13 protein-coding genes are annotated in these 12,690 nt (G+C 35.2%); all 13 read right to left on the bottom strand.

Annotation, left to right across the window (positions count from 1 at the left end):
• Positions 1-196 precede the first annotated feature (196 nt).
• Positions 197-1,003 (bottom strand): hypothetical protein, encoded by an 807-nt coding sequence (locus H5154_RS14845; protein ID WP_182718764.1) that lies wholly within the window; start codon positions 1,001-1,003, stop codon positions 197-199.
• Between the two features lie 142 nt (positions 1,004-1,145).
• Positions 1,146-2,642 (bottom strand): helix-hairpin-helix domain-containing protein, encoded by a 1,497-nt coding sequence (locus tag H5154_RS14840; RefSeq protein ID WP_182718763.1) that lies wholly within the window; start codon positions 2,640-2,642, stop codon positions 1,146-1,148.
• Between the two features lie 3 nt (positions 2,643-2,645).
• Positions 2,646-4,115, bottom strand: a complete 1,470-nt coding sequence (locus H5154_RS14835) for a PP2C family serine/threonine-protein phosphatase (RefSeq protein ID WP_182718762.1) — start codon at positions 4,113-4,115, stop codon at positions 2,646-2,648.
• Positions 4,115-5,164: a TerY-C metal binding domain-containing protein gene (locus H5154_RS14830; RefSeq protein WP_182718761.1), complete on the bottom strand. Its 1,050-nt coding sequence runs from the start codon at positions 5,162-5,164 to the stop codon at positions 4,115-4,117. The genes H5154_RS14835 and H5154_RS14830 overlap by 1 nt, the downstream gene beginning before the upstream one ends.
• Before the next feature lie 9 nt (positions 5,165-5,173).
• On the bottom strand, positions 5,174-5,818 hold the full coding sequence (locus H5154_RS14825; protein WP_182718760.1) for a VWA domain-containing protein: 645 nt from the start codon (positions 5,816-5,818) through the stop codon (positions 5,174-5,176).
• A 9-nt stretch (positions 5,819-5,827) separates the two neighbouring features.
• Positions 5,828-6,478 carry a VWA domain-containing protein gene (locus tag H5154_RS14820; RefSeq protein ID WP_182718759.1) on the bottom strand — a complete coding sequence of 217 codons (651 nt, stop codon included), beginning with the start codon at positions 6,476-6,478 and terminating at the stop codon, positions 5,828-5,830.
• Positions 6,479-6,624: 146 nt separating this feature from the next.
• A complete protein-coding gene (locus H5154_RS14815; protein WP_182718758.1) occupies positions 6,625-7,080 on the bottom strand; it encodes a tellurite resistance TerB family protein in 456 nt (151 codons plus the stop codon).
• 11 nt (positions 7,081-7,091) lie between these two features.
• Entirely contained in the window at positions 7,092-7,703 is a 612-nt protein-coding gene (locus tag H5154_RS14810; RefSeq protein WP_182718757.1) for an HAD family hydrolase, read from the bottom strand.
• 2 nt (positions 7,704-7,705) lie between these two features.
• Positions 7,706-8,794 carry a cysteine protease StiP family protein gene (locus H5154_RS14805; RefSeq protein WP_182718756.1) on the bottom strand — a complete coding sequence of 363 codons (1,089 nt, stop codon included), beginning with the start codon at positions 8,792-8,794 and terminating at the stop codon, positions 7,706-7,708.
• Positions 8,791-9,564, bottom strand: coding sequence for an HAD family hydrolase (locus H5154_RS14800; protein ID WP_220493403.1), 774 nt, complete (start codon positions 9,562-9,564; stop codon positions 8,791-8,793). Before H5154_RS14800 ends, H5154_RS14805 begins: the two co-directional genes overlap by 4 nt.
• Positions 9,558-10,631 (bottom strand): phosphoribosyltransferase domain-containing protein, encoded by a 1,074-nt coding sequence (locus H5154_RS14795; protein ID WP_182718754.1) that lies wholly within the window; start codon positions 10,629-10,631, stop codon positions 9,558-9,560. The genes H5154_RS14800 and H5154_RS14795 overlap by 7 nt, the downstream gene beginning before the upstream one ends.
• A gap of 357 nt (positions 10,632-10,988) precedes the next feature.
• Entirely contained in the window at positions 10,989-12,074 is a 1,086-nt protein-coding gene (locus H5154_RS14790) for a sodium:calcium antiporter (RefSeq protein WP_182718753.1), read from the bottom strand.
• Between the two features lie 12 nt (positions 12,075-12,086).
• Entirely contained in the window at positions 12,087-12,665 is a 579-nt protein-coding gene (locus H5154_RS14785; RefSeq protein WP_182718752.1) for a TerD family protein, read from the bottom strand.
• Positions 12,666-12,690: the final 25 nt, after the last annotated feature.

Raw genomic sequence — 12,690 nt, 5'->3', positions numbered from 1 at the left:
AAGAAATAGTCGAACAGGTTTCGCAAGCGTGGAATAAATTCATTTCTGTTCCTGATACGGTTAAAAGCATATGCTCTAGAGACTGGATAAAATTGACTTAATCTTTATGCAGATTGGTATTAATCGTATCAAGCTTAAGCAAAAGAACCGCCAACCGTAATCCTATCGAATAAACCGGTTAGTTCTCACTCTAAACTTAGGCTATAGCTTTTAGGCTTATCTCACAGTTTTCAATAGTAAAACTATTTCCTTTAGTGATTTCGACTTTTTTATCATCTGTTTCAGAGTTAAAAAATATTTTTTCACCCTCAAGAGAAATACTACCAATCTGTTTTAATACTGCTATGCCTTGACTTGTTAAGTTAATATCCATGTCATCTGTAAACCCAACGGAGATAGGATCTGCTCCAAGTGTTAAATTAAAACTATGAGGCTTTACTAAAGAGATTCCAGTTTGAATTGGTTTTAATGTGACATTAATTGATGCTTTGCGAAATACCTCTTCTGATGTTGCGACCATAAGCCCTATTACAGCACCAGTTACAACAACACCCATCGTATAACTTAAACCAAGGTTCATTACAACTAGGCCAATTGCTCCACCAACTGCACCAGCAATTAATGCAACCTGAACTTTTAAGTTAGGAATTCTTAACGAAGCAACATACCCTGCTGCCGCACCACTGATACTCCAACCAACTAGTCGTCCTATACCATCAGAAAAAATGCTCATCGACAAAAATGCTAACAAACCACCTGCGGCCCCAATCCCAAGCCCTTTAGCTGCACCATTAAGTATTTTATTTGTATTATTCCATGAGTTACTTTGGTAATAATTTTGTACATAGACAAGAAAAGCACCTATGAGAGCTGCGTCTATAGCACCTGTGAAAACCCAACTGCTAAAAGGTGAATCAAGAAGACCTAAAATGTTTGCCAAAATGGCACTAGCACCACCACCAATACCGGCTCCTGCTGCGAATAAACCCTTTTTATTTATCATATTCCGTCCTATAGAAAAATTTATTAGTGTAACTAATTTAAGTTGAGCAAACGTCACCTAGTGATGCCTATTTTAATAAACCAAAAACTGCTATTTATTTGCTATGATTGTTTTGTTGTTAACATGTATGTCTTATACTTTTTTATTTACTATCGACCATTTGAATATTCAATAATCGGTCGCCCCTCCCATTTCCAATTAATAAATTAATTCCGTCTGTAACTTCAATTTGGCTGCCAATTGTATAAGCCTCCTTTGTTGTCGCATTAATTAAGTTAGGCATATTTTCATTCACTAAATACCAAGCATTATTATGAAAAACAAAATACCCTTGTCGTTTTTTATCACTTTCTTGTAATCTTTCATTCGGTGTAATAAAGCGATTTGTGTGCCAGCGGTACAATGACTGATTCGTATACACCATTAATCTATGATTGTCAGAAACAAAACGACCTTTTTCTCTTTCTGAATAGAAATTAATAACCGGAAGCAACCCTCGATATTTAGTGCTGCAAAAAGGACACGTTGGAGATAGTGTGTTGTCAAAAATATACCAGCCTTGTGAGCACGTATCATTAACGCATGGCTGAATCAAATCAATCGATTTAATTAGCGCGCTTTCCCACTCATCAGCTGTTGGTCTGCCCTGAGGCGAATGAAGCCCTTCAATAAACGCTCTTTCGAATAACTTACTTATGTAAGGACCTGTGATGGTATAAGGCAGTTTATTTGTGTCTTTCCAAGGTAGCTCTGTTGCTTTTACTCTTTCTACTTTTATTCTGTTATCAGCGTTTGTAGGGTGTTCCACAAATAGAGCTTTTTCGCCCATTGATAACATTTCATCTTTTTGTGGGTCTAAATCTCTTACTTTATCGCCTCGCAAGGGGTGGCGTAATAATAAGTAGTTATAGATTAGTACCGCTAATGCATGCCTATCAGTGGATATATTTGGTAAACACCTAGCAGGATCTGTTTTAGATAAGTGCGCAGTGGCTACAACCTCAGGTGCAATAAAGTCAGGTGTGCCTACTACGTCTGGCGGGTACTTTCCTGGCACAACAAGGCCATCAATATCAATGATAGTTGCAAGCCCTTCGACGGGCGACACAAGCACATTTTTATAACTTAAATCTGAGTGGGCAAGTCCTGCTGCATGTAATCTACGTACGGCTCTGGCAATAGTAAGGGATATTTTTAAGTATTTAGACCAATCTCCTTTTTCACGTTTATCAAGAAAACGATTTTGATTATTTGCAGATGCAAACCACTTACCTTGTTTTTCTTTGCCTTTGATATTTAAAAAATCATTATTGACTGAGCCGTAATCAAAAAAGAAATGAGGCTGATACGATGGCACAACGATGCCTGTGCGACCGTCGTGTTCAACAATTTTTTCAGGCCAACAAAAAAAGTTTTTCCAGTAATCACCTGTTTCATGTTGAAAAACACTTTCACGATACCGACCCGTGATCATCTCTAGTCGTTCTATACTTGCATGATCTAGCTCGTCTCTATAAAAAGCGACCACATAAGATTTACAAGGGCTAAAGTACACATCTTTCATTGCACCTGAACCAATAATCTCATCAACAAATTCTACTGTAGAGCCATCAAGTGCGTTTATTTTAACAACTGTCATAAATCACTCCTTAACTAGGCAAACAGAAATTGTACGATCGTCATGGTTACCCTTTGACCAAAAATCCATCCACTGGGTTAAACCTTTTAAGCCATCTTCGCGGTTCTTGTTTGTAATATGCGGCTCTAACTCATTCCATAATCGATCCCAATGAGGTAATGAATCTAGTTGTTTTTCTGTTTCAAACCATGCATCGGTGATCCCATCTGTAGCAAGAATAAGAGCACTCATTGATTCAACTTTTTCTACTCTAACGCGCCTGTAAACACTACCATCTTCAAATATTCTGTTATCTAAAAATCGAGTTTGTCCAGCAAATTCACCACTGTCTGGCTCGCCCATTAACACTACTGTTTTATTTTTATCATATATTGCAATACCACCGTCACCAATCCAAAAAGAAATAACAAGGTAACCACCTTGCACTTTTTTATGTGCGGCAAGTATTAATGTTGTAGAGAAGTCTTTTACGCTGTCGCCTTTACTTGCATCAACACAATTATTTATTGCTTTAGCGGCACTAAAAACAGCCTTTACAATAGTATGTTGGTAAACTTCGAGTAATGATTTTTGGTTTTCTTCGTTACTATCATTAGAAAAATCATTATATGTCTTTTCAAGTGCGCTGCCATAATGCCCATTTAAAGACTCTTTAAGTGAATCGGTTGCATTACTAACAGCTACAAATGCGCCTTGGCGAGAATATTTGCACGAACCTGCACCATCAGCAACACAGCTTATAATCCATTCGGATGACTTATCACAATAGAGTTTAAAATCGTCATCACGATGAATACCTTTGTGAGCATGCGAGCGCCCTCTTACACTGCACCCCATTAATAACATGCTACTATTTTCACAATATGCGTGGTGGGTATCTGGTTTATGAAAACGAGCCGTTTCATCTGAGGGTATATTTTTCCAAAGTGATTTCGGATCTGGCACAAAAGTTACTTTTATTCTTACAACAACACTCTGAACTTGCCCATTAGCAAGTGGGGTTGAACCGTATAAATCAAACTGATGATCGCCAACTTGAGTAGTTGTGCCAGATAGCATTAATTTATCTGGATCAAATTCTACTCCCTCAAATTCATCAACACTTTTAGTTTGAAAAAAGCTGATCTTTGTATTGGCTTCACTCTCAAAAGATATTGATTCTGAAAACAACGTATTTATTTTAAGATTAGGTAATCGGACATTAATGACCAAAGGCGGTATTTGTTTATTTACACTTAAATTGTTCTTTTTTTTATGCAATTTTCCACCCTCAAAGGTTGTTAGACGCACCACACTCTTGTCATTCTTTACTAATGGAGTAAGTTCATTAAGTAATGCATTGATATGATGCTGTACAACGGTTTGATCTAAATATTGGTTAGCTCGCTTTTGAACAAATGACTGTCTGGTATTTGTAAGTGAAGCTTGGAGTAGAATCTCAAATAATGCTTGTTCAAGCTTTACTTTGCTCATTAGCCCTGGCCTCGCGTAATAGAAAAATCACTGCTTCCTTGACTGAACTTAATACTTTTTTCGCACCATGGACACATAACAAGATCCTCGTCACCAATACACAATAGTTTACCACAACCGCACATTGCAAAAGCTGACTGATTTCCGCATTGCGGGCAAGGCGGAATACCATCAAGAGAAGAAGTATCGACGCTCTGTGCAACATAGTTATCAGAGGACCATTCAAAGTAACTTTCTTCTAATTTATAAGCGCCTTCGAGATGATAATACTTATGGTTTGGAATAAAGCGCTCCATACCTTCAACGAGTCTTGGTTTAATGTATTTAATTAGATAAGGACGCCGATTAGTTGAACAACGCCCGGTTAACGTTACACAACTTGTATCAGAAATATTCTGTTCAGAGGTATCCCTAATCACTTTTAAGCCAGCGTTATCAACTTTATCTAAAGATACTGGAGAATTTTTATTGTTTAACTCTATCATTTGACTTTGTGCTTTAACGGATGCACTTACCCACTCAATAAATTTAAAAAATTGATTTTTACCTGTATTTTCTAGCGCTAATACGGAATTTGCAACTTGATTTAATATATCAATATCTGCATTTAGACCCAGTGTAATGGCAATAAGGCTAGCATTTTTAGCGTACTTATCTTGCCAACGCGTAATTGCCTTACTAGGGTTATCTGTTGGTTTCCCATCAGTAATAAGAAAAACAATAGGTTCCCAATCACCACGGGTTTCATACGTGGTTTTTTTTACATTGGTATCTATTTCATCCATCAATACATTTAATGCGCTACCCAAAGAAGTTCCACCACCAACAGGAATTTTAGGTGGATAAAAAGAAATTAAATCAACTAAGGGGGCAATTACTTTAGATTTTCCTGCAAATGCAATGATACTAATGAACACAGTTTCTAATGAATTAGGATCTTGACGCAAAGAAGAAACAATACTCTCGATTCCTTTCTCCATCAACTCAATTGGCTCTCCTGTCATTGACTCTGAAATATCTATAACAAAAAAAATGGGTAATCTACGCATATTATTTCCTTATAATACGATTTGAAACTCAGGCGGTGGAGGTGGTAATGAGTTTTCTAATGGTCCATCAACACCCGAGCTCATAGAGCCTGCTGCAATAGAATCACTAACCCATTTAAAAAATTGCGCGAATGCAGAACTTTCCATATTGTCTAATACAACAACATTCTTTGTTAATTGTTTTAAAAACTCAGGTTTTGCTTTTGGACCCGCTGCACAGGCAATTATTTCAGCAAAGTTACTAGCCTTAACTTTAGGCAGGCTTTCTTTAAATACCATCAAGTCTGAAGGTGAACCATCTGTCATAATAAATAGCATGGGCCTAAAGTCTCCTTTAGTCTCATCAGAAGATTTAATGACATTTTTTGCTACTTTATCAACTACAAACTCTAGCGCTTCTCCCATATGAGTAGCACCAGATTTAGGTAATTCAATTTCTGAAAACTGCGCACTTTCAAGTGGAGTTAATGGTAAAATTTCTTTGATTTCACGATCAAAAGTTATTAAAGATAAATATACTGATTCAAGTGCATATGGGTCTTGTCTGAGTGCAGTGAGCATTGAACTAATACCGACATTAACTGCATGAATAGGCTCTCCTTGCATAGAGCCTGAGCTATCAATTAAGAGATATACTGGTAATCGTCGACTCATGACGAGCTCCTACTTTTTGGTTAAATCAACTAAGTTAATTTCAGGTGGTGGAGGTGGTAGGTCTGATAGTTGTGATGCTTCAGACTCACCGTTTTCGACTTTTTGAGAGTTTGTTGAAATACTTGCAGATACCCATTCAAAAAAAGCTGATATTGCATTCGAGTCTGTATTTTCAAGATGCACAACATTCTCAGTAATTTTCGTGAGTTCATCTATTTTTGCATGATGACCAGCAGCACACGCAACTATAATACCCATTTTAGTTGCTTTTAAATCATCAATGCCTTTTTGAAAGTCATCCGTTGCACCACCATCACTAAATACAAAAACTAATGGCCTCCAATCGCCTTTTTCTTCTAAGGTCGTTGTTTTGACTTCTTCATTAACTTTGTTCGCTAATAGAGTAAGTGCAGACCCTAGTGATGTAGTACCTGATGGAGTGAGTTCAGGTGCTTGAAACGACATCAAGTCTGTAAGTGGCACTGACTGAACCGCTTTACTGTTAAACTCAATTATCGATAAAAATGCAGTTTCCAATGCGTAAGGGTCTTGGCGTAAAGAAGAGAGTAAAGTTTCTAATCCATTTTTTACAGATTCAATCGGTTCTCCATACATAGATCCAGATGTATCTAATAATAGGTATACTGGTAAACGTCTCATTATGAGCTCCTAAATAGGTAATGATAAAAACTAATCTCAGAGGAAACAGCCAATATAAACTAACAACACAAGATAATAATTGTCATTATTAATTTATGAACATTTTTGCTTAGAGTCTCGTCTACACATTAGCTTTTATAACTGATTTATAAATCAAACTCAGATGGTAAAATACCAACAGCATTACAAGCATCCTTAATTGCTTGCTTTTCATCTGCGTCAAAATCTCCATCAGCTCCACCAATAATAATACCTAATTGAATACAAGCTCTCGCTTGGTCTTGCTTACCTTTTAAAGCACTTAACGCTTGAATGGCTTCTATTTTACCAAAATCATAATCCGCTTCTAATTTATTACAATAAAAATCGAATTTATCTTTTAGATCCGATGCAGAAAAAACTTTTAAAGACTCATTAGACATAATAAAACCAGTCGTTTTTTTCCGCTCATCCGCATCTATATCACCATCAGCGGCTGCAACTAATGCACATATAGCCATTGAAGCATCTGCAAATTTCTTGTTTTTAAATTGTCCAATGTTCTTTTGTAAACTATCGTTTGCATCGCTTATTTTTTCTTTAACGTTATTCCAAAAACTCATACTATTCTCCATTAATTGTTTATAAACGGACTTAATTGCCCTTTTTTAACATAAAACTTTTTTTCAGCGAGCTCTAACATGGGGATATCTACAGGTAAATTACCGTATGCCTCTTCAACTGAGCACGTTAATTTTTCACCCGCAATTAACGTATTAAATCGCGCTACTTTTTCTTCAATTTGGCACTCTGTACCAATTAATCCATTTAGTACATTAGCATCTTCTTTCAATAATGTACCAATTACTCTTTCAACGGGCCATTGTAGTTTATTAACTATACCTTCAATAAAGTATTGGGGCGAAGCGGTAATAATCCAAATTTCTACCCCTTGAGCGTGTAAATGCATCATTCTGTCTACAACAGGTTTAATAGGTGTTAATTTTTCAGCGGTATCTAAGCCTGCTTGAAATACTAGTTCGTTACTTTTTTTGTTTAAAGAAAGCATATAAAAATGCTGCTTAATTGAGTTTTTTATTGTTCTTCTGGATACTTTTTGTTTGGTAAATATGGGTAAAAGATAAGTAAAAAGAGGTCTTTTACCTAAAAAATACTTGAATAAAAAACTCAAAGAGTTTTCTTTCACTAGTGTTTCGTCAAAATCAAATACTGCAATTTTTTTCATAACTAATCTACATCTTTTATAAGTGCACAAGCACCAAATGGCATTTCAGGTAGTACACATACCTCAATACTTTTTTCGTTGGCAATAGTAATTAAATGTGCGATATTTGGGTTGTTAGCGTCATTTACAATTAAAAGATCTGGCACCCGTCGTAACATCACTCGTGTTGCTTCAGCAATTCCGGGTTTAATTCTGTTTATATCAGTCACACTAAATTTGCTCATTAATAAACGAATATAATTTTGAGTTAGCTGATGGCGTGCTTCTCTTTGCTGCTGATCTGGCACTGCTGCTAATTTATAATATACAGTTTTAAAGCAATTGGAAATTTCAAAAATAAACCAATTTGAATGATCATATTGAGCTAAATGCTCATACGAAATACACCCATGAAAATCATCTTTTTTAATCTGTTCATTAATAACTGAGCGACTAATTAAACCACTTACTGTTGAGTTCATTAACGCACTGGGTATTGCATAGTCTTGGTAAGTAACTGAGTAATCGGCAGTTCCACCTATATCAGATACAACATATAACGTATTGCTTATGTTAACTTTACGGCTGGCATTATAATCTTCAATCGCTTTTTTAAGCTCTTTAGTAATAACACCTTTGGCAGTCCAACCATCAATAAATACGATGCTTTGAGGAGGTATTTTCAAATCAAAAATAAGATAATCCAATGCATTAACATCAATACCTTTATCGCGAACAATACTAATTGAGTAATGCGTTGAATTATATTGTGAGTAGTTGTTTATACCTTTATTAACAAGCACGCCAATAGGTGTGCCCGCTCTAACTAAAGAAACAATACACACATCTTGCTTAATATTATTGGAAATGAGGCAAGATAGATTAAGAATTTCTTCAGCTAATTTATGCTTATATTTTGCTGTTAAATCATGAAATAACTTTTCATATTCAGGTGTTGGCTTACTTTCTTGGCTAACCATTTGAGAGTAATGCAATTGACCCGTTTGAATTAATCTTTCTTTATCTTCGATAGAATGAAATTCTGGTTTTATTTTTTTTAATAAGAATATGCAATCATGCTCTGGATAACTACCAATTAGTGGTGTTTTCATTGATTTAGTTCCCTATCTAAAATTTGCGAACCGTTGGGAACAATTAAAAAATCAGACTCTTTCATAAAAGGTAAATCACTATTACTGTCGCCAATACTAAACACCGTATCATGCTCTCCTATCTTCAATTTATTTTTAATATACCTAACGGCAACGTCCTTTCTTGCATAAGGTGGTAGTATTGCAAAATTACGACTATTACTGTGCAATAACATGTCATCTTCAAGTATGCTTTTTAAATACGAATCAACATCTTTCGCTTTATTTTCGCTGTAATCATTTCGTGAAACTTTAACACAAATATAAGCAGTAATACCTTGGTCAGTAATCAGCCTTACCTTTACAGTGTTACCTATTGCAGTAAAATGATTATGTAAATGGTTAAACGTTTTTACTAACTCACTTTCCCAAAATGCTAAATTAAACTCTGCGTTAATAAATGTATGCCATCCATCTAGCAATCTGTGATTTTTATCTAATATAACAGCGCCATGCGAGACCACAGCATACGGTGTGTTTTTAATAACAGGTAAACTACAATTTAAAAACGAATCTGTTCTTCTGCCTGTAACTGGTATAAATACGCCACCTGCGGCTTCAAAAACACCAAGTAGTTTTTGTTGCTGCAACGAAGAATACCCCTGAGCTTCACCCTGGTTGTTCGTTGTTGCTACAAAAGATAAATCTCTTTTTGTATTTTTTAGGTTTTTAAACAATGAGTCGTCTAAATCAGTAAATACAAATAGCCTGGAGGTACGTTGTGCTAGCATTTCCATTCGTGGTATTTAACCTGTTCAGTAAAAAGTAACCCTTCATAATTTTTTTCACTAACGACAAATATTGATTTGTTTTCAGGAAAAAAATTATATAGATAATGTTCGGTATCATTTTCGACTGTTATAATTTTATATTTATTAACTATCGCATCGCATAGTAATATTGGCGAACGATTAATAGACTGAAAAACGACTTCCACGCCTTTATTTTCAAGCCTTTCTGCCAATAAAAATGGAATGTACTGATGTTCTCCATCGGCAATAACAACGGTGCTTTGAGATGTATCAATGCCCTTTATTTTTTCTTTGTAAGGCATTAATAATCCACACCGCCCTGTATCATTTGCACAAAGCGCACTAGAGATCTTTGAGTTTACTTTTTTAGGGAGTTGAGGATTAAAACCAGGATCTTTATCTAAACTAATATTAGCTTTAAGTAAGGAAACATAACGAATTGGAATATCTAAATTAAGTTCATATAAATAGTTTTGTTCACCCATCAGGTCGACAATTGCCGTGACCACTATTTCTTCTAAATCGGGTAAGTACGGAAGTATTTTTAAAAGCAATACCTTAATAGTGCGACCTGTTGTAATTTCATCATCAACAATAACAAGTCGTTTAGATTTTACTATAAAGCTTAGCAAGTTTTCACTTGGTTGATAAAACATATGATTAACTGCGTGACTATGTTCTTCATCTACAGTAAACCATAACTTTTCATCAAGCTTATGCCTCGTGGTGTGTTGAAAGTAAACATCATCATTTTGCGTGTGAGCTAAACTATCTGCCACACCTGCACCTAAACCTGTTGCAGCCTCTGCAAAACTTACGACATAGGTTTGTGATCCCTCTCCGATTTTTTCAGCTAATTGGTTATAGGTTTGCCTCATTAACTTTGGCGAAGTTGGGGTATAACGTCCTATTAATTTGTTTACTAAAATAAAATGACGCTTAGGATTCTCTCGACAAGCAAATGTCAAAATACGATCTAATGTTGCTCTTTTTTCATCCGTTTTTAACGAGAGTATACCAGCCTTAATGTCGTAGATATGTTTCATATTTTCCAGTTATATTTTAAGTATGCTTATAAAAAATCCAGTTGCTAACCCCCTGTTTAACTGAAAATTTTTAATGTATTGATAAGTTAATTGTATTTTTCAGCTAATATTTTTGTCTATTTTTATACCCCAGCATTTAACAAACAATACTAATTTTTTATCTGTTGAATAAATAATTCGGTTAATAATAGTAATAGAAAAACGCGATAAAATATGATTATTTAAACATTTTAGTTCTTAAAGAAAAAGCGAGTAAAAAGCAATGAATTTCATGCACCATAATTATAAATGGGCTTAATATTTAAGCCCATAATTTTATTAACATCAAGCTTATATCGTTTTATAAAAAATTAATACCTATTGAATAACGAAGTACATACTCGCTGCCCAAAAAGTAAACATAGCAAGTAAAAAATACGCTATGGTTTTTGTCACTTTCTTATAATTAAATAATAAACTCGCAGCCACTGCAACTGTAACCCCAACAATAGACCAACGTAATATTGTTAAGTTTTCATCTTGTACAAGTGGTAAAGAATCTACACCATTAATTATAAACCAAGCTAATAATGGTAATGCAAATGCAATGGTTGTATCAAAAGTGTTAGATGCTAATGGGTTAGCAACTGCATCTTCATATTCACCTTTTTGAGCATCTTTAACTGATAAAATTAAGTCTGGTACAGATGATGCCGCAGCACCAAAAACTAAACCAGCAAAAAACTGAGGAACACCTAATACTGTTGCGCTGCCTAAAACACCTTCAACTAATATATGAGAAGCCCCCGAAATAACAGCAATAGCGAATGATATAACAATTAAAGCACTTGTTGCCGTAAAGGTACGGTTTGAGAAGAATAAAGCATTAAAGTTAAATGTTAAAATATTAGCAATAACACCTTTATCTTCTATTTCTTCATACTCATATTCTTCATCATCATCGCCACTTATGTGATTTTTAGCATCAAAATATAAATGAACTGCATATAGAAAATAAATTACATTTAATATAACAGCCATCCAAACTGTAAAACTATTAAAACCAAGGCAAACAATTAGTGTAATTTCTGCGGTTAAAACCCAAAAAACATCACGTAATAAAACGCGTTTATTAAGTTCAATATGCTCTACAGATTTACCATTTCCATCTCTCGCCATAATTATAGACAAAGCAGGTATAACACAACCATTAAAGATAGCAGAACCAGCTGTAACACCTAAAGCAACCATAACTAGAGATGGGTCGTTAAACCAAAATAAACAAGCAATAACAACACACATTTCAGGCATGCTAGAACCAATAGCATTCACAGTCGCCCCTTTAACCCCAGGTGGGAAGTTACGACCTAAATACCCTGCTGCCTGCTCAAATGTATCGCACGCAAACTTCAGTAAGTAACACGACAAAATAATATATATAAATGGTAATATTGTATCTAACACGTATTTCTCCGACTAGGCAATATTAACGCCATAATTAACAGCCATAGCATGCAGACCACCTGCATACCCTTGACCAACCGCTCTAAACTTCCATTCATTATTATGTCTGTACAGCTCACCAAAAATGATCGCTGTTTCAGTTGAGTAATCTTCTGATAAGTCATAACGAATTATTTCTTCATCTGACTTTTCATTAACAACGCGTATAAACGCATTAGACACTTGCCCAAAGTTTTGAGAACGGGCGTTTGCATCATGAATGGTTACACCAATAATAATTTTATGAACGTTATTAGGAACAGCCGCTAAATCAATTTTTATAGACTCATCATCTCCGTCACCTTCTCCAGTTAAATTATCTCCAGTATGCTCAATTGATAAGCAAGGAGAAGTTAATGCACCATAAAAAATGAAGTGTTGATCAGATATGATTTTTCCATTTTCATTCAACATAAACGCTGATGCGTCTAGATCAAAATCGGCACCATCTGATGAACGAGAATCCCAACCAAGTCCGACTAAACATTTACTGATACCAGGTGCAATTTTTTCAAGAGAAACATTTGCGCCCTTTTGTAAGGAAATAGCCATTAATGACTCCTTTAATATCTATAAA

The organism is Pseudoalteromonas sp. SR44-5 (assembly GCF_014163675.1).
GTDB lineage: Bacteria > Pseudomonadota > Gammaproteobacteria > Enterobacterales > Alteromonadaceae > Pseudoalteromonas > Pseudoalteromonas rhizosphaerae.
The sequence above is the reverse complement of the archived record's forward strand: the minus strand, read 5'-3'. Positions and strand labels throughout refer to the sequence as shown.